Origin of the sequence: Leuconostoc gasicomitatum LMG 18811 (assembly GCF_000196855.1) — a bacterium.
GTDB classification, from domain to species: Bacteria; Bacillota; Bacilli; order Lactobacillales; family Lactobacillaceae; genus Leuconostoc; species Leuconostoc gasicomitatum.
On record NC_014319.1, the window covers coordinates 539672 to 560062 of the forward strand.

The following is a 20391-nucleotide window of genomic DNA, read 5'->3' on the forward strand; positions in this document are numbered from 1 at the left end:
TTGGTACCCGGTTAAGGAGATGCTTTTTTGAAAACAAGCAGAAGAACATTTTATTTTTTAGTCATTTTGATAGCGTGGTTACCCTATTGGTGGGCTTTTTTTCCAATAATTGTCAGTTATGATGGAGCAGCTCAACTAGCTAATTTTTTTGGGTTATCTTATCCAAATAATCACCAGCCATATACAGCGGCAGCTATTATGGGAGTGTTAATTAAATTTTTTATGAAATTGACCAATAACAATAGTACATGGTCTTTTGCATTATATGCTGGCTTGATTGGCAGTTGTAGCGCAATTGTTTGTTCTAGACTAGTGGTTAAGTTTGGAACTGCGTTTGGGAGAAATATTCAATGGTTATCATTATTACTGTTTGCGTTATTTCCCTTGTTCCCATTTTATGCATTCTCGTATGATAAAACTGCACCATTCTTAATAGGTATTGGTATGTCATTCTCAGCACTTATTTCGATTGCGATAGATAAAAATCTTAATAATCATTTGTGGGAGTTAGCAATAGGAACAGTAGTAACATCAGTATTTAGATCTGATGGATACTACGTAATGGTTATTGTTTTACTGGCTTGTGTGGTGGTGTTAAGAAGCAAACAACTATTACTGTGTCTAATATCGATTATTGTATTAATGACGGTAATCACTAAGGTGATTTTTCCAATGGCTTTTATTGCGCCAGGATTACCTGGTGACTCTATCAGCGTGCCACTACAACAAGTTGCCTATACAGTAAAAACACATGAAGCACAATTAAAGGGAAGTAAGTTATACGATGATTTGAACAAAATAATGCCCTTAAAAAAAATTACAGAGGCTTACAATCCTAATTTAGCAGACTATGTTAAATTCAATTATGGGAACACCTATAACAATGAAAATAAATCAAAAAAAGAAGCATTTGAAACATTTCTGAAAGAAAGATCAAAATATGGTATCAGAAATTTTTTAAAATTATGGCTAAGATTGGGTATGAAGTATCCATTTGATTATGTAAAGGCATGGATATACCAAGTGGATTCATACTATAGTCCAACAAATGATAATGAGCAAGAAAAGTCGTCTGGTCAATTATTTATGAATCTGAATCAAGTTTGGGTTCAAAATAGAATTACTGATGTCATGAGACAATTAAATTTTTCAGTAGATTATAATGGTTCTGAGTTTGCAAAAAAATTTAAAAATAGATTACTGACACCATTGCATAATAATAATATAATCTATAAAATATTTCTCTCTGCATGGTTATATGACTGGTTACTTATTATATCTAGCTTAATTTTATTAGTAAAAATGATTAGAAAGAAAGTATCCATTGTCTGGGGATTGCCTTTTTTACTTCCTCTAGGCGTATTAGGTGTTGCAATGTTAACGCCAGTTGATGGGGGTATGCGATATATCTTGCCTGTTATTATGGCTGTACCAATGTGTATTGCTGTTATATTTGATACAAATCATTTAAACATTAAGGATAAAAACCGTGAAATAATTTAAAATTAATTGTATTCTAGTTATTAGAACGCTTAATGTGAATTTGAACAGCATGCTAGAAAATTTCTGATTGAATTAAATTGTGTATAATGGACTAAGAAATAAAGTTAAAGAGGAATAAAATGGATAAACTAGCGGTATTGATACCAGCATATAATGAAGCCCAAACTATCGAAAAGGTGGTTAAAGATGTATTGAATGTGACCCAAAGCATTAATGGAACAGTAATATATGTATATGACAATAATTCCAAGGATAGCACAGTTGAATTAGCTAGAAATGCAGGGGCAGTAGTCAGACATGAGTATGCTCAAGGAAAAGGCGCTGTGATCAGACGAATGTTTCGCGAAGTTGATGCTGAAGTTTATGTTATGATCGATGCCGATGATACATATCCGGTTGAAGCTATTCCTGAAATGTATGACAAAGTAAAGAGTCATGGTGTTGATATGGTGGTTGGTGATCGATTATCGTCCACTTATTTTGAAGAAAATAAACGGCCTTTCCACAACGTAGGTAATTCTGTCGTGCGTGGTTTAATTAATTCACTTTTTAAGACTGATATTAAGGACATACTGACAGGATATCGAGCATTTAGTTTTGAATTTGTAAAAACATTTCCAGTTCTTTCACGAGGCTTTGAAATTGAAACAGAGATGTCAATTCATGCTACTGAGAAACGGATGTTGGTAGAGAACCAAGTGATTAGTTACAGGGACAGACCAGAGGGATCGGAGTCTAAACTGGACACCTATGGTGATGGTATGCGGGTATTAAAGACTGTTTTAAATTTGTATCGTAATTATCACCCTTTTGCATTTTTTGGAGCAATTTCGACAGTATTTATTTTATTTAGTTTGGTTGTGTTCTTCATTAGAGTTGTCCAACCATATGCTGAAACTGGTCTTGTAGATAATATGCCAACGCTCATTGTAACGATGATATTGTTATTGATAGCTGTCATTTCGTTCTTTTCTGGCATGATTTTAAATTCTGTTCAAGCAAAAGATAAGCGGGATTTTGAATTAGCATTAATCGAAGCTTCAAATAGAAAAAAAGAACTAAGTAATTGAGTCGGAAAAGCTTTATTATTCTAGGAACGTATTTGTTTGTTAGTTGAATGGTATGCGAGGGAAATTTAATCATGTTTTGGAGTATTAATGAATGTTAAAAAGAATCGGTGAAAAAAGAATAAATAATCAAAAAGTTAAACTGTCAAACATCGAAATTTTAAGATTCATATCTATTTTGCTAGTTATTTTACACCACGTAGCTATTCATACAAATTGGACAATAGGCTTGTCTACTAATTTTGAGTTTGTTCGTGATGGTATGATTCTGAGTGGAAAAGTCGGCGTTGATTTATTTATCATCATTTCTGGATATTTGATGATAAATTCACGAGCAAAGTTAACCAGTCTAGTTAGAACTGTGAGTGAGACAATTGTATTTTCAATATTTATGTACATAGTGGCAATTGTACTAAAAATAAACGGGACCGTTTTTTCAACCGCATACTTTTTTAAGCGGTTATTTCCAGTTATTTTTTCTGATTATTGGTTTGTGACTGCATATGTTTTTATGTACATATTACTACCAATTGTTTTGCCTTTCTTGTCTAAGTTAACTAAAAAAGATTATCAACGTTTTTTGATTATTGGATTCTTGGTTGTTTCTATTTGGCCGATGATCGCCTTAAATAAAGGTATGAATTTTTCCTATGTTATTTTATTTTTATATCTATTTGCAATAGGGGGATATATTCGAAAGTATGGATTAAGAATAAATGCGATAGTTGCAAGCATAGCTGTTATATTATTAACAGCTAGTGCAGTATTAATAACATATGCTATTCGGATGATTTTACATGCGCCACATAATACGTTGTATCAATTATTCTCATTTTTGGGTTGGTCTGGTCCAAATAGTTGGGGAGAAAATATCATTATTTGGTTCGATGCGAGCCCATTTCCTCTAGTAATTGCGGCGTTTATATTTATAGGTGTTATTTCATTGAAGCAGTACTATAATAACATCGTAAATTTTTTTGGAAGTCATGTTTTTGGTGCGTATTTATTTCAAAGTGCACCAATATTTTCACCCTGGATCTATGTTACCATTATTAATGTAAATAGAATTAATGGCACTTTAAACCGACTTGTATTTTCATTAGGTGTCGCGATACTTTTTGTATTCATAGGTATTGTGTTACATGTAATTTTGGAACCAATAGCAAATAAACTAAGTGGATTTTTATTAAAAATAATTAATGAATTAAGTACCCAATGTAATGAGTTTCGTAATTCTAACTTAGGGTTTATTAATTTATTGGGACCAACAATAATTAAAATTACATTTTCAATAATAACAGCTGTTTTTGCAGTACCAGGGAATAAAGTATTAGAGATTATTATAGTTAGTGCAATTTTAATGGCTATGATGCGTTCACACCATATAAAAATCGGAAAGAAATTAAAGAGTATAAATTGGAGTGTTGGAATAATTGGTGGTGCACTTTACATCGTTACTTTTTTACCAGCTAATTATTTTAACACATCATTAATCAGTCATATAGGATTAGTATTGATTTCTTTTGGGACATTTAGTTTTGCGATTGCTAACATGTTGAATCAATTGAAAAATGAACAAAATCAAAATGGCGAACATCTAGGATTCTATGATAGTTATTGGAAATATATATTATTATATAGTACAGTAATATTTATTTATTTTATTGCGTACTATCCTGGTATAATGGTAGTGGATTCTGTTAATCAATGGAATCAAATACATCATGCATATCCTTGGAACAACTGGCATCCAATAGGTCATACTGCTGTGTTATGGTTAACATCAAAAATTTGGGATAATCCAGCAAGCTTTGTCATTCTACAAAGTATAGTATACGTAACATTGTTTTCATATTTTGCCACACTACTAAAACAGTATTCCGGGAAAAAGTGGGTTGGATATCTTTTCTTTGTATTAACAGCAATAGTGCCATTCTTTCCTTTGCAAGCAATGATTCTTGTTAAAGATACATTGTTTACCTATGCCTTCGTATTTTTTGGACTAGCTTTATTTCAGACAGTCAGAACTCATGGGCAATGGTTACATAAACCATTAGCTTTCGTGTTTACTTTATTATCGGTGATGGGAATTAGCCTTTGGAGAAGCAATGGTATACCTATTGTCATAGTCATGTGTCTATTAACAATCATTATTTTAGGAGTTAAAAAATATTGGCGTTTAATTATCATAATGGTCATTGCTATTATCAGTTACTTTGTAATTAGTGGGCCCATAATTACAAATTTTCATGTTTTCGAACCATCTAAGACTGAGTCATATGGTATGCTAATTCAAGTTGATGCGGGTATTATTCACGATAAAGGTTCATTAAATTTGCAACAACAGCAATACTTCAGTAAACTTATGAATAACAAGAATATTGCAAGCTATCAACCTACTAATATTGATGCGATTAAATTTGGTCCAGGATTTGATGCTAAATTATTAAATAATGATACTGGAAAATTTAAAAAAGAAAGCATTTCTTTAATTAAATCTAATAAAATAAAAGCTTTGAAGGCATATAAAGCACAGACAGCCATACTATGGAATCAAAACGCCAAATATCGAATAGGCACATTTATTCGAGACAAGTATAGCTCCTTTGTGCCAGTAAGTTACTTTTTAACAGGTAGCGATATTGAGAAGTACAATATAAAATATCAAATGTTTAGATATGATAGTTATTGGGGTGGCTTTAGTAAACTACACTTGATTTTGGGTAACTGGCAAGCAATGTTTAAAATCAAAAGTGTTCAGTATTGGTTTTTACCGGGAATTTATCTGATGATGCAAGTAATCATCGCTGGATGGTTGGTAGCCCAAGGAATGTGGCGTAAATTATTAGTGATTTTGCCGATCATTGGACTTGCTGCAACATATATGTTGGCCATACCGGTTCCAGACATTAGATATGTGCAACCGATATTATTATATGTGTTTATAACCATATTAGTTGTGAAAATGCCTAATAACACAGTAGATGGTTCTGAAATAAAACATTAGAAATTGTATGGGTAACGGTAAAAATTATTGACTAACAGTCACATTAGTAAAACCTGCTTATCTTACGTATAATGGGATTATCGAATTTTATTAAGGAAATGTCAAAATGACTGAAAAAACTGTTACAGCAGCGATTGTGACTTATAATCGCTTAGAATTATTAAAAGAATCATTGGCGGCTATCTTAGCGCAAACAAAATACCTGTCACATGTGATTATTGTTAATAATATGTCAACTGATGGCACAACAGAATACTTGGATAGTCTAAATGATGAACGTATCGTTGTTTACCATGCGACTGAGAATTTGGGCGGTGCTGGTGGTTTTAATCAAGCAGTCCGTCTATTTGGTGAACAATTACAAGATGACTTTGTCTGGTTAATGGATGATGATACCATTCCAGAACCAGATGCATTATCACATTTAGTGGCATTTACACTTGATCATCCTGAAGTCGGATTTGTCAATTCACAAGTTCGTTGGGGTAGCATTGATGGCAACCCATCTTGGATGAATGTCACTGCACCACGTGCGTTCACATGGCAGCGCTATTTAATTGATACAGAAGAACCAGCTGTTGAAGTTGTTAATTCAACATTTGTATCCGTAATGTTTTCACGAGAGATGGTTGCAATGATTGGTTTACCGCAGAAGGAATATTTTATCTGGGGTGACGATATGGAGTATACCAACCGCATTGCTGATATAAAACGTGGCTATATGGTTATGAATTCTATTGCTGTCCACAAATCTAAAGAGAATACAAAACCTGGTGATATTGTTGCCGAGGTAGATGACAGTAGATTGTGGCGTTATAATTTTGAATACCGTAATCGTATTTTGACAGCACGACGTATCTCAAGAAAAGAAATGATTAAAGTGTTTTCAGTGGCTATATTGCGTGATTTGCGCAAGACACTACTCAAAAAGAATGTTGCTTTCCGTGCGAAAAAACTGGGAGTTATTACACGTGGCCTATGGCGTGGCTTATTCTTCAACCCAACGATTGAGTATGCTGAAGGATTACGTCAGCAAAAAATCAAAAGTCTTAGAGGTGCAGAGATGGATTTATTAGATTAAAAATTATATTATTGCACGATTAAAAAGATTGATTCTTGAATTAGAATCAATCTTTTTTGTGCATTGAACAGTTGATTAATATTTGAATTTTGATGCGTAACTATAAATGAAGATGTTGATCAAAAAAATGTTGACGAAAATATTTAGGAGTTAATCCTGTGATTTCTTTAAATGTTTTAACAAAGTAAGTGGTAGTTGAAAAAGATAACAAATTCGAAATGTCAAGTAATGTGAGATCAGACGCAATTAGAAGTTCTTTGGCGGCATCTATTTTAACTTGCCTTATAAATTGTGTAATGGTTATACCGTATTCATTTTTAAATGCTGGATTTAATAGTTTTTTTGATGCATTAAGCCTTGTAGCGATATCGTCAAGGGTCATACTTTCAGTAATATGTTCTTTAACATATTGGCGAATTCTTTCGTGAAGTGGTAAAAAATTGGTTACACGATAATTTTTGATGACATTAAAATAATGCCAAGTAACTTCTCTAATGACTTGAAAAAAATCAAAAAATTGCGATGATAATTCTATTTCCTGTACAAGATCGTTATGTAAACGAAATGCTGATTCTACAGGATAACCCCATTGGATAATAGCGCGGTTTAAAACTGCTATGTAAGAAATGAGCGTGTCTTTTTCACCTCTAATATAGTTATTATTGGCAAACCGTTCACCAATTATTTTAATATAAGATAATTTTTCTAAAGCAGAAGTCAGTTGTTCGTTATGTGAATAAATAATTGCCTTAATAATATCAGTTTCGGCGTTAAAAAAAAGAGTAGCGTCAAATGGTTGATTATTTTCAATTTTAACGAGTTGTTTATCTGAGAATTTTGTAATAATAACGTCTGTATCAGGTGCATCTTTGCCATTGTATAATTTGTATATAATTTGAGAAATGGATTTTAAATTTGAAAGCGAGTGCATTGTCATTAGTTCATTACTAGTTTCACTATAATTAAAAGAGAGGCAGATAATTAAATTATTCGTAATTTGACAGGTTAAAATATGTCCCCAAGGGCTGTTTAAGGATTGATATTGATGATTGGATAACAATTGAATATTAGCCAATAGGAAATTGATAGTATGATTACTTGTATCAGTAGGTTGGGCATTTAAATAATTAGCTTCATGCGTATTGCTATTGAGTAAAATAACAGCAGCATTTAAAATATCTGCCAATTTTTGAATATCGTTCATGAATCTCCCCCTGAAACTTATATATTATTAATGAAAAATAATCCTATATTAATTAAGTAAAAAAATTTAGTAAAAGGTATATTTATCAATTATATAAAAAAAGTACGTCATAAATGTTCGTTTTATAATAAAGTTCCTTTATTTAACATAAAGGAACTTTTTTTATCATGAAAAAAATTTTTTTTTGAGTGATAATCATAAAGGAATAACTGTTTTCTTTTACTTAAAAAGGAGAAAAAATGAAAAAAAGAGTTCAAAAAAATTATAGAGAAACGAAACTAGTGACTCGTTTTAAAATGTATAAAGATGGGAAAAATTGGGTTACTTCTGGTGTTTCAAAGTTATTAAGTTGGGTTAAATCAACTCAAGATAATGAACTATCATTAAATTCAAAAAAAAGCAAGCATACTGAAGGAACAATATTTAAAGCGGTAGCCTCGATTAGTGCCCTAATAGGTGGTTCAGCTATTGTTTCGCAAGAAGCTTTTGCGGATACTGATAATACGGCTACTGAAAAAAACATCGATAATGTTGGAACAGTTGTTAATAAGGATCAAGTTGTTTTACCAAACCAAACAGTATCTAATCAAGATTCTGTACTCAACAAAACAAGTACTAGTGAAAATAAATCATTCTCAGTCAGTAGTAGTGAATCAGTTTCAACATCAGAGTTAATTAGTGATAGTGAATCAATTTCAACATCAGAGTCGATTAGTGACAGTGAATCAATTTCAACATCAGAGTCGATTAATAATAGCGAATCAACATCAGAATCAGCAAGTCATACCAAGGTCGCATCGGCTTCTGACTCAACCAGTAATAGTGTACCAGCTTCAACTTCAGAAAAAACTAGCGATACTCAAGCTTCCGCAATTTCTGAATCTGCAAGTAATAGTGAATCAGTTTCGACAACAGAGTTGGTGAGTAGCAGTGAATCAATCTCGAGTTCAAGTTCGTCAAATAGGAGCGCAACAGACACGCCCGCTACCACTCGATCACATACCACAACATATGCAACAGAAGCAAATTCAACTGGTTTTGCTGTTAATGATCCGCAATATCCAAATAGTATGCCACGAAATTCTGATAATGTGAATAGATATGACTTTGAATGGTTGACAGTTTATAATGGTAGTACAAAAGTTGGTGATATTTCTATCTCAATTGACCGTAATGGATCTGGTCAATTATATATTCAAGAAATAAGTACAAACGGTACAACGAAAAACTTGACATTGAGTCAGAGTACAGCAAGCATTTCCTCCTTATCATTTTCAGGAACAACATATTATTATGACGGAATAGATGGAAACTATTCACTGGTTATAAAGAGATTAAGTGGAACTTTAAAAACAAATTATGTTGGATTTGTTGCAGACAGTTCTGGTAATGCTTACGGTACGGTCACTAATTTCGTGCCTAAGAATGTAAATCAAAATACAACTTATGTGGATGAAGAAGGGCAGGTTATTAACAATTCTGATAATGTTACCCAAAATGGGTGGACTGGCCAAACATACACAACATCCTCAGGACATGTAATTAATGGATACTATTCTGATGATGTCAATGATAATGGTAACGGAACAATGTCTCAGTTTGGAAAAATTGGTGCCAAATATGAAAAAAATTATCATGATGGTACGAGTGTTATTTATACACAATTAGATAGCATTGGAACAATGCAAGCTGATGTTTATAGGAATGGTGTTAAATCAGTAACCTACACTATTCCGGTTGGGCAGACTGTTCAATATGTTAATGGCAATACAACCTATAATATTAGAAATCCATATATTCAGCAAACACAAGATATACAATATCAGTATAAAAAGTTGGGAAATCTTATTATTAAGAATGAAGATGGAACAATTGTTAATGAAACTCAGTATGTAAATGACTCAACAGATGCGGCAAAAGCATATTATCCAACAAACACAGTTCCGGATAAGCCAGGTTATATAATTACGGCGAAGGATAGTAATGGAAATACCATTGATATTAATACCATTAGAAACGGTGCTATGCCGAATGACTTGTCTATTGACACAATAGTTACTTATGAAAAAGATCCTGTTTCCATAAGTGCAAGCGAATCAATCTCCGGATCAGAATCCGTAAGTACGAGTGAATCAATTTCTGGTTCAGAATCAGCAAGTACGAGTGAATCCGTTTCTGGATCAGAATCGATAAGTACGAGTGAATCAACTTCCGGTTCAGAATCAGTAAGTACAAGCGAATCAATTTCTGGTTCAGAATCCGTAAGTACAAGCGAATCCGTTTCTGGATCAGAATCCGTAAGTACAAGCGAATCCGTTTCTGGATCAGAATCAGTAAGTACGAGTGAATCAGTTTCTGATTCATCATCAGTAAGTACAAGCGAATCAATTTCTGGATCTGAATCAGCAAGTACGAGTGAATCAGTTTCTGGATCAGAATCAGTAAGTACGAGTGAATCAACTTCTGGATCAGAATCAGTAAGTACGAGTGAATCAGCTTCTGGATCAGAATCAGTAAGCACAAGCGAATCCGTTTCTGGATCAGAATCAGTAAGTACAAGCGAATCAATTTCTGATTCATCATCAGCAAGTACAAGTGAATCCGTTTCTGGATCAGAATCAGTAAGTACAAGTGAATCCGTTTCCGGATCAGAATCAGTAAGTACGAGTGAATCAGTTTCTGATTCATCATCAGTAAGTACAAGCGAATCAATTTCTGGTTCAGAATCAGTAAGTACGAGTGAATCAACTTCCGGATCAGAATCAGTAAGTACGAGTGAATCAATCTCCGGATCAGAATCAGTAAGTACAAGCGAATCCGTTTCCGGTTCAGAATCTGAATCGGTAAGTACAAGCGAATCAATTTCTGATTCATCATCAGCAAGTACGAGTGAATCCGTTTCTGGATCAGAATCAGTAAGTACAAGCGAATCCGTTTCAGATTCATCATCAGTAAGTACAAGCGAATCCGTTTCAGATTCATCATCAGTAAGTACGAGTGAATCAATCTCTGGATCAGAGTCCGTAAGTACGAGTGAATCAATTTCTGGATCAGAATCAGTAAGTACGAGTGAATCAATTTCTGGATCAGAATCCGTAAGTACGAGTGAATCAATCTCTGGATCAGAATCAGTAAGTACGAGTGAATCAATCTCTGGATCAGAATCCGTAAGTACAAGCGAATCAACTTCCGGATCAGAATCCGTAAGTACGAGTGAATCAACTTCCGGATCAGAATCAGTAAGTACAAGTGAGTCAATCTCCGGATCAGAATCAGTAAGTACGAGTGAATCCGTTTCTGGATCAGAATCAGTAAGTACGAGTGAATCAATCTCTGGATCAGAATCAGTAAGTACAAGCGAATCAATTTCTGATTCATCATCAGCAAGTACGAGTGAATCAACTTCTGGATCAGAATCAGTAAGTACGAGTGAATCAGTTTCTGATTCATCATCAGTAAGTACAAGTGAATCAGTTTCTGGATCAGAATCAGTAAGTACGAGTGAATCAATCTCCGGATCAGAGTCTGTAAGTACGAGTGAATCAATCTCCGGATCAGAGTCCGTAAGTACGAGTGAATCAATTTCTGGATCAGAATCAGTAAGTACAAGTGAATCAGTTTCTGATTCATCATCAGTAAGTACAAGCGAATCAATTTCTGGATCTGAATCAGCAAGTACGAGTGAATCAGTTTCTGGATCAGAATCAGTAAGTACGAGTGAATCAACTTCTGGATCAGAATCAGTAAGTACAAGCGAATCAGCTTCTGGATCAGAATCAGTAAGCACAAGCGAATCCGTTTCTGGATCAGAATCAGTAAGTACAAGTGAATCAATTTCTGGATCAGAATCAGTAAGTACGAGTGAATCTGAATCAATTTCTGGATCAGAATCAGTAAGTACGAGTGAATCAACTTCTGGATCAGAATCTGAATCGGTAAGTACAAGCGAATCAATTTCTGATTCATCATCAGCAAGTACGAGTGAATCCGTTTCTGGATCAGAATCAGTAAGTACAAGCGAATCCGTTTCAGATTCATCATCAGTAAGTACAAGCGAATCCGTTTCAGATTCATCATCAGTAAGTACGAGTGAATCAATCTCTGGATCAGAGTCCGTAAGTACGAGTGAATCAATTTCTGGATCTGAATCAGTAAGTACAAGTGAATCCGTTTCTGGATCTGAATCAGCAAGTACGAGTGAATCAGTTTCTGGATCGGAATCAGTAAGTACGAGTGAATCCGTTTCCGGATCGGAATCAGTAAGTACGAGTGAATCCGTTTCCGGTTCAGAATCAGTAAGTACAAGCGAATCAACCTCTGGATCAGAATCAGCAAGTACAAGTGAATCAGTCTCCGGATCAGAATCAGTAAGTACGAGTGAGTCAATGTCAACTTCAGATTCAACATCGGAATCAATGAGCGAATCATTAGTACAATCTAGCTTTAAAACTCAAAAAGTTTCGAAAGATTCTGTACTACCAAGCACAGGAATTAATTCAAATAATTCAAACAATATTAGCGCATTACTTGGTCTCGGTGTACTGTCAACCGCCGCAATCATTAAAAAATCTAAAAAAAATAAAAACACAAAGTAAGTTATTATTAAAATTTTAACGACACATTGTTCAAATAGTTAGTAAGCAATCAAAACTATTTGGGCAGTACATATGATAAGTTGTAAAATGGGGGATTATTTTGAAGGGAGAAAATATAAATAATATTCATTTAGTGTTAAAAAAAATGCTATGGACGAGTTTGATTGTATTTATATTTTTAATTGGTAGAAATATACTCATTCCTGGTGTTGATGCTAAGCAATTAGCTAGATTTTTAAATAATCAGTACTTACTTCAAATCGTTAACGGTACAACAGGTGGAGATTTGAGTCGTATGTCACTTTTTGCTTTAGGTTTGGGCCCATGGATGTCAGCAACAATTTTATGGCGAGTGCTGACTTTGATAAAAAGATTTGATTTAAAAAAAATACCAATTGAACGTACCTTTCTTTTTAAAATAGCAATAGCAATAATTATTGGATTTATACAATCAATTGCGATAATTAGCAATATCGACATTAATCCGAAAATTAGTATTTTTGCACAGACACAATTTGGGGCTATGGCAACAATTAGTCTGATCATGGTCTCCGGGGCTGTTTTTTTAGTTTGGTTATCGAATATGAATGAAATATTAGGCATTGGGGGACCGACAGTATTAATTTTAGCGAGTATGATAATTAACTGGCCTACCAATGTTAGCTTGTATATTTTAGAAAATGTTCGTTCTAGTTTGGATATTAATTCGGTAATTTTAATGTTGGTCATTATGATAAGTATTGTATTTCTAGTACTCTTAACTGTTGTCGTTCAAAGAGCGCAAAGACAGATACCTATTAGAAGAATTTTGGTAAATAATAACTTCTATCAGCAATCTTATTTACCTATTCAAATTAATCCAGCTGGTGGTATGCCATTGATGTACAGTATGACTTTACTGGTTTTACCACAATATATACTACAAGCAGTACATTATTGGTTGCCAAATAATGTACTGGTTGAAAATGGATTAGACAATATAGCAATTACCAAGCCTCTGGGAGTCACAGCATACATAATAATTCTGTTTGCTTTATCAATTGGTTTTGCTTTTATTAATATCAACCCAGACCAAATTGCAGAAGACCTACAACAAAATAGTGACTATATTGATAATGTTGAACCAGGGGACGCAACTAGGGAATACATTACTGAAATTGTTTTTAGGTTATCATTTGTGGGTGCATTATACATGAGTTTAATTGCTGGATTTCCGTTGTATTTTGGTATCATTGATAAACAATATACGCAGTATGCGCTCACAGCAGGATCTATTATTATTCTGGTAAATTTAGTCATCAATATTATCGATCAAATGAAAGCGTTACTGACAAAAAACAATTATAGTGCGTTATTTTTTGAATAATAAACGATTATTTGTTTAGAAACGAGGCATCAATTATGTTTTATTTTGTACCTTATTGGTATGGTGAAAGCAAAGCAACGACTTTTGATGACACTGTTAATCAAATCAGGATGTTTGAAGCTGTGCATGAAAATTCAGAGACTATCATCTGCGAATACTCACCTCAAATAAGGTGTTTTCTACATCAACAAAATCTATCATTAAACAAATATTGGTCAGTTTTTGATATGATACAAAATATAGAAGATGTTAACAACAAAATTGTGGATTTTAATGATTTGAGTTGGCCAATAGAATCAGAATTTGTCTACACACCTTTTCGTGTCAATGTGATTCTGGCAGGGAAAATATTTGCCAATATTTCGTTTGGATTAGAATCTCAATTATCGAGTGTTAGTTATTTTGATGACGATCAGATCAGTAAAACACTTATTTTTGATGATAGAGGTTTTTTGTCTAGTATTATTTATTTTAGTGCTGGTAAAAAAACAGTTCAAGAGTACTTTGATGTTAGTGGTATTTGGCAAATTCGCGTGACATATTTAACTGAATCAGAAAAAATTGTTATTAATCCTATGAGTTATCACCGATTTAAAAAAAATACATATCACAGTTTAAATGATCTGATACAAGAAATGATTAATTATCATTTTGCGAATGAGTCTGATCTCAAGCATGCAACTTTAATTATTGCAGCGAATGAAAAATATAATCAGCTATTATTGAATTTATCGTATCGTCCGAGTAATTTGGTGCTTTCTTTTTTTAAAAACAGATACGAATATAAAAAAAATGAACAGTTACTTATTGATGAATTATCACTAGCTGATATTGTGATTGCGGACACTATTGGTCAGTTAGAAGATATCAAAGAAATTGTTGTTGCAAAAAATAATAGTCATTTAGTCAATAAATTACAGCACATTACACCATACGACACAAGATTTCAATTAGGCATCAGTCAACAATATAAAGAATTGACAATCTTACTCAACACACAGGAACTGTCGAAGGAAGAAATCATTTTTGTATTGTACACGATATTATCTTGCATGGCAGATAATAATTTAATTGCATTATCTATTACTTGCTCTGAAGAAAATAATGCTGAAAAGATCGACGATTATATTAAGCAAGTTTTAGTTGAATATTATCATTTGGATAATAATGTTATTTTAAATGATTTACAAATGGATAACACAACAGATGAAAATAAACTAGGGGACAGGGATAATGCTGGCGATACCCAACAACCAGTGGGGGTTAGTTTGTATAAACGAATTAGTATGCACACTTTTCCAACAGAGAATGATATGATTCAAGCATTTGAAAATGTTCGTTTAATCATTGATATTAGTCATAGACCTAATATCTATACACAAATAGCTGGCATAAGTGCTGGTATTCCGCAAATTAATCTATCGGCATCACCATATATTATAAATCAGCAAAATGGTTTAATTATTCAAGATCTATCTGAATTAAAAAAAGCAATTGATTACTATCTCATCGGACTAAGCCATTGGAATACTGCGCTTGTGTATGCCGTTCAACAAATGAGACAGTATACAAATGGGGCAATTGTCAGAAAATGGCGGCACATATTAGGTGAAGAAAATGGCTGATAAAATCATTCGTATACTACAGGTTGGTGTGACTAATTGGGCGACACAGCTTAACTTGGCTGATCAGTCAATGGATTGGCAGTTTGTGAGTAATGATAATGTGTCTGATTATTTTACTAAGTTATTAAATAATGAAGATGGAACACCATTGTTTGAGGCGATTTTGTTGACTGATAGTGATAAATTAGATTGTTTTGAACCGATTTTTAAAATTGCAAATCCTTATACAATTTTAATAGACTCAAATCAAATCATTGAAAATCAACAACTGCTTGAGTTATTGGCACGATATCAAGCATACAAAATTGATATGAGCGTTAAGGAGAAAGTGGTTTATGATTTAGCGCACTATTTTTTTGTTGGACAATACGGCGAAAAACTTAATATTAATCAAGTTCAGGTATCACCTCATTTTAATGGTCAGATCCAGTACAATGGTCATGTGAATTTATTATTAACGGGTGATTTTGGTACAACATTAACATCCACTTTGTCATGGCAGTATAATATTGCTGCAAAATCAGATCATAATCATGAGTTGTGGCTAGAATATGACACGAGTGAGAATGTGATGATGGCGTTAAGTGTACAAATGATTGAGAGTGGTACTTCTAACATTTTAAAGCAGTGGATAGTTAAGGGAGAGGCTATGACTGCACCGCTATTAATTGAAAGTCATGCCAAATCAGCCTATTATTTGGCAGTTTCGCTACAAGTACAAGGTGATGGCTATATTAAAGTTGGCAATCTTCATAATCGGTTGGCTAGAAAAAAATTCGGACAATTTATTTTAGGTGGCGAACGATTGATTGACAATAAGCATGAAGAAATTATGGCTTATTTTGATCCTGGGGACATGAAGCCACCGCTGAACGTCTATTTTTCTGGTTATCGTTCAGCCGAAGGATTTGAAGGTTACTGGATGATGAAGAAAATGGGGACACCATTTCTATTGATAACAGATCCTCGTTTAGAAGGTGGGGCATTTTATATAGGAAGTAAAGAAATTGAAAATAATATTTATCAAATTATTCAACAAAAAATGAATGATTTAAATTTTACGACTGATCAGCTCGTTTTATCTGGCTTGTCTATGGGAACATTTGGGGCCTTATATTATGCTAGCAAGTTAGAACCGCATGCTATTATTATTGGGAAACCATTAGTGAACTTGGGCAATATTGCTTTGAACGAGAAATTAGTTAGACCAAACATTTTTCCAACATCGTTAGATTTATTACTGTCCATGACTGGTGGGAACACGGTAAAGCATGCCGAAATGTTAAATCAGCGATTTTGGCAGCAATTTGATCAGGCTAATTTCAATCAAACATTATTTGCCATTGCTTATATGAAAGATGATGATTACGATTCTACCGCATATCATGATTTGTTAACGAGTTTAAGTCATAGTCAGGCTATCATTATCAGTAAAGGCATTGCTGGACGACATAATGATGACTCAGCCGCAATTAATAATTGGTTTTTTTCTCAATATCAGAGAATATTAGTCGATGAATTCAAAAGAAAGTGATAACAGTATGGTTAATCAAAATGCTATTATTTATTGGCAACCTCACATTGGCGAAACATACATGTATGGGTCAATAATAAATTATGTTACTAAAGACCATGTTACATTTCAAAATGATTTATTTTCAGCTGGGAGTTTTGTGCACACGTGGTTGTCATCAAGCAGTTACCAAGTACAACGATCAGTTGTTGCATTACCTTTGTTAGAGAATGGTATCGAATATCAAATCAAAATGAATGCATCAGTTATGCCCGAAAATACAGTGTATCTGCAATTTAAATTTTATGATCGTTATGAAGATATGATTGATAGCGTGACTATAAAGAACGGCGTTGGAAAATTCATTTATCCTAATAATGCGTATGCTTATAGTATGGCGCTAATCAATGCTGGCTTACAAGAGTTAGTCTTTCATCATGTTGAAATTAGTGAGGCAATTCATGAGAAACAATTGCTTTTTGATAACGATGGACTATATATATCTGACATTTTAAATAACGAAACAAACTCAAGTTTGTTGCAAGTATTATTTACTGAGCCTGTAGTTGGCACTATTGGTATCGTCCCAGACAATTTGTTAAATCAAATACCTGATGTGGTTCAAATTACCAGTAGTAAACTATATGGTGGTTTTTACATGAATAATCAAGTTGAAAATGACATCATAGCTGTTTTAGATCAAATACAAAAGATTTATGAAGTTCAATCGATTAATTTTATTGGTTATGGACCTGTATCTAGTGCTGCTGCGTTGTATTATGCAACCAAAGTAACACAAAGCACTGCTTACGTGTCCTCTGATTATGGTGATATAAGTCTGTCAAAAAATGTGATTTATACCGATGGTTATGAACAATTTATCGCGGCAAAAAAAAATTTTGTTAATACATCAAAACATACTTATTATCAAGTAGAGCCGTTGATAGCAAATTTAAAAATTGTGGGGACTCTGTTAGATAAATCTTCACGTTTACAGTCGTATATTGATTTTGTCGGTCATTGAAAGGAACAAAATGCTCACTTTAGATAATATGCGTCTAAGAAAAACACAAAAAATTTTAAGACAAGTCAATCGATTGACCAATGTAATGTCTAAAATGTCTGATGTTGAACTTAAACAGCAAACCAATTTGTTGAAGCAACAACTAAATAGTGGTAAAAAATTAGATGATATTTTACCACAAGCTTTTGCAACAATTAGAGAGGCAGATAAAAGAGTACTTGGAAAATTTCCTTATGATGTACAGGTTTTAGGTGGGATTGTATTACATCAAGGCAATATTGCTGAGATGAAGACAGGCGAAGGTAAAACATTAACTGCTACGTTACCAATTTATTTAAATGCTTTAACTGGTGAGGGTGTGATGCTAATTACAACCAACAGTTATTTAGCTATTCGTGATGCACATGAACTTGGAAAAGTTTATGAGTGGTTGGGACTTTCCGTCGCAGTGGGTGTTAATGAAAATCCAAATTATAATTATACGGTAACAGAAAAGCAGGAAATATATCGAGCTGATATTTTATATACAACGAATGATGCAATTGGTTTTGATTATTTACAAGAAAATTTAGTGGCTAGTCAAGATAAACAGTTCTTACGCACGTTTAACTATGCCATTTTGGATGAAGTAGATGCTATTTTGTTAGATTCAGCTCAAACACCACTGATTATTTCTGGATCACCTCGGGTACAATCAAATCTATTTAATATCGCTGATCAATTTGTTTTGACGCTGTCTGAAAGCACAGATTATGCCTTGGATGATGAAAAAAAGCATGTTTGGTTGACAGATCAAGGTATCGAACAAGCAAAGTGCTTTTTCGAAAAGCCGAATTTATTCTCTACTGACAATTATTTACTAATCAGACATATTGAATTAGCCTTACAAGCGAAAGAATTGTTCAAAAGTAATCATGATTACGTTATTGATAAAGACGAAATAAAGTTACTAGATGTGAAAAATGGCCGTATTATGGCGGGTACAAAATTACAATCAGGATTGCATCAAGCTATTGAAGCCAAAGAACATCTCAATATTACGCAACAGACACGTGCAATGGCTTCAATTACCTATCAAAATTTATTTAGAATGTTCAAAAAATTAGCTGGCATGACTGGTACAGGAAAAACTAATGAAGAAGAATTTATTGAAACCTATAATATGACAGTCATTGTTATTCCAACGCATCGCCCAATGATTCGAAAAGATTTACCTGACAAAATTTATGTTAATTTACCAGAAAAATTGTATGCCTCAATGTCTTTGGTCAAAACATGTTATCAAAAACAGCAGCCGGTGTTGTTGGCGACAGGATCAGTAGAAATATCTGAAATTTATTCACAAATGTTATTACGTGAAGGCATTCCACATAATGTGTTAAATGCTAGGAATATTGCTAAAGAGGCAGCAATTATTGCTGAAGCTGGGCAATTGGGGGCAGTGACTGTGGCAACTGCTATGGCTGGTAGAGGAACAGACATCAAATTAGGGGAGGGCGTTTCGGAGTTAGGTGGGTTAGCTGTTATTGGTACTGAACGTATGACAAGCAAACGGATAGATTTGCAACTTGCTGGTCGTGCAGGGCGACAAGGAGACCCTGGATTTAGCCAATTTTTTGTTAGTTTAGAAGATGATATTATCATTAAACGCGGTTCGGAGCGTATTCATCGATATTATAAAAAATTTGCCGAACAATTTAATGTCGAAAATCCACATGAATTAACACAGCATCGTTTTAAAACGAGTGTTAATAAGGCACAATTCTCAGAAGAAAGTCAGGGACGTGTCGCAAGATTAAATGCTTTAGAGTTTGATGAGAGCATGCGAATTCAGAGAACATTAGTTTATGAAGAACGAAATAAATTATTAAGGATGAACCGTACTTTAGAGAAAGAACTTTTGAGTGCAGCGCATCGAGAGATTGATAATTTTTTGCGAAAAAATAAGCAATTGACATCAAATTTACTTAAAAGATATATCTTAGATAATATTAATTATAATTTTAAACAATCTGATAGCATTCTAGATCCCGATAACTTTCATGATGTGGCTTCTCAGTTGTTAAAGATGGTAGAAGAGGAGCTACAAAGAAAACGCGAGGTCATGGCATCGACGACCCAAACGATTAATTTTCAAAGAGTTTGTGTTTTAAAAGCCATCGATGTTGGATGGATTGAACAGGTAGATAATTTACAACAGTTACGCCTGGTTGTAACTGATAGAAGATATTCACAAAAAAATCCGCTTTATGAATATCAAAAAGAAACCATTATATCTTATCAAAAAATGTGCAAACAGGTGGATAAACTAGTGTTGAAAAATATTATGTTAAGCACAATTAAACGTGAAAAAAACGGTGAACTCACAGTTTCATTTCCATAACATGATTGTTAGAAAGGACAAAA

General features: G+C 33.5%; 11 protein-coding genes. 10 read left to right on the forward strand and 1 reads right to left on the reverse strand.

Annotated elements, in window-relative coordinates; translation table 11 throughout:
- Positions 1 to 27: 27 nt before the first annotated feature.
- The 4 genes from LEGAS_RS02685 to LEGAS_RS02700 all read left to right on the forward strand — a co-directional run bounded on the left by LEGAS_RS02685 (position 28) and on the right by LEGAS_RS02700 (position 6658).
- Complete coding sequence (locus LEGAS_RS02685) at positions 28 to 1503, forward strand: DUF6020 family protein (protein WP_013231309.1); 1476 nt, start codon at positions 28 to 30, stop codon at positions 1501 to 1503.
- A 119-nt stretch (positions 1504 to 1622) separates the two neighbouring features.
- The gene (locus tag LEGAS_RS02690) at positions 1623 to 2573 is read left to right on the forward strand and encodes a glycosyltransferase family 2 protein (RefSeq protein ID WP_013231310.1); all 951 of its coding nucleotides are present in this window, start codon (positions 1623 to 1625) and stop codon (positions 2571 to 2573) included.
- 91 nt (positions 2574 to 2664) lie between these two features.
- Positions 2665 to 5577 carry an acyltransferase gene (locus LEGAS_RS02695; RefSeq protein ID WP_013231311.1) on the forward strand — a complete coding sequence of 971 codons (2913 nt, stop codon included), beginning with the start codon at positions 2665 to 2667 and terminating at the stop codon, positions 5575 to 5577.
- A 106-nt stretch (positions 5578 to 5683) separates the two neighbouring features.
- Positions 5684 to 6658, forward strand: a complete 975-nt coding sequence (locus LEGAS_RS02700) for a glycosyltransferase family 2 protein (RefSeq protein WP_013231312.1) — start codon at positions 5684 to 5686, stop codon at positions 6656 to 6658.
- 100 nt (positions 6659 to 6758) lie between these two features.
- Here LEGAS_RS02700 and LEGAS_RS02705 read toward each other — a convergent pair whose 3' ends face one another.
- Positions 6759 to 7862: a helix-turn-helix domain-containing protein gene (locus LEGAS_RS02705; RefSeq protein WP_013231313.1), complete on the reverse strand. Its 1104-nt coding sequence runs from the start codon at positions 7860 to 7862 to the stop codon at positions 6759 to 6761.
- Positions 7863 to 8101: 239 nt separating this feature from the next.
- On the opposite strand from LEGAS_RS02705, the gene LEGAS_RS02710 reads away from it, so the two are divergent.
- From LEGAS_RS02710 to secA2, 6 genes are all read left to right on the forward strand, one after another.
- Complete coding sequence (locus LEGAS_RS02710) at positions 8102 to 12457, forward strand: KxYKxGKxW signal peptide domain-containing protein (RefSeq protein WP_013231314.1); 4356 nt, start codon at positions 8102 to 8104, stop codon at positions 12455 to 12457.
- A 100-nt stretch (positions 12458 to 12557) separates the two neighbouring features.
- Positions 12558 to 13823 carry an accessory Sec system protein translocase subunit SecY2 gene (secY2, locus tag LEGAS_RS02715; protein ID WP_013231315.1) on the forward strand — a complete coding sequence of 422 codons (1266 nt, stop codon included), beginning with the start codon at positions 12558 to 12560 and terminating at the stop codon, positions 13821 to 13823.
- Positions 13824 to 13858: 35 nt separating this feature from the next.
- The gene (asp1, locus tag LEGAS_RS02720) at positions 13859 to 15448 is read left to right on the forward strand and encodes an accessory Sec system protein Asp1 (RefSeq protein ID WP_013231316.1); all 1590 of its coding nucleotides are present in this window, start codon (positions 13859 to 13861) and stop codon (positions 15446 to 15448) included.
- A complete protein-coding gene (asp2, locus tag LEGAS_RS02725; RefSeq protein ID WP_013231317.1) occupies positions 15441 to 16982 on the forward strand; it encodes an accessory Sec system protein Asp2 in 1542 nt (513 codons plus the stop codon). Before asp1 ends, asp2 begins: the two co-directional genes overlap by 8 nt.
- The gene (gene asp3, locus LEGAS_RS02730; protein ID WP_081457740.1) at positions 16963 to 17985 is read left to right on the forward strand and encodes an accessory Sec system protein Asp3; all 1023 of its coding nucleotides are present in this window, start codon (positions 16963 to 16965) and stop codon (positions 17983 to 17985) included. The genes asp2 and asp3 overlap by 20 nt, the downstream gene beginning before the upstream one ends.
- Before the next feature lie 10 nt (positions 17986 to 17995).
- Positions 17996 to 20368: an accessory Sec system translocase SecA2 gene (gene secA2 / locus LEGAS_RS02735; RefSeq protein ID WP_013231319.1), complete on the forward strand. Its 2373-nt coding sequence runs from the start codon at positions 17996 to 17998 to the stop codon at positions 20366 to 20368.
- Positions 20369 to 20391: the final 23 nt, after the last annotated feature.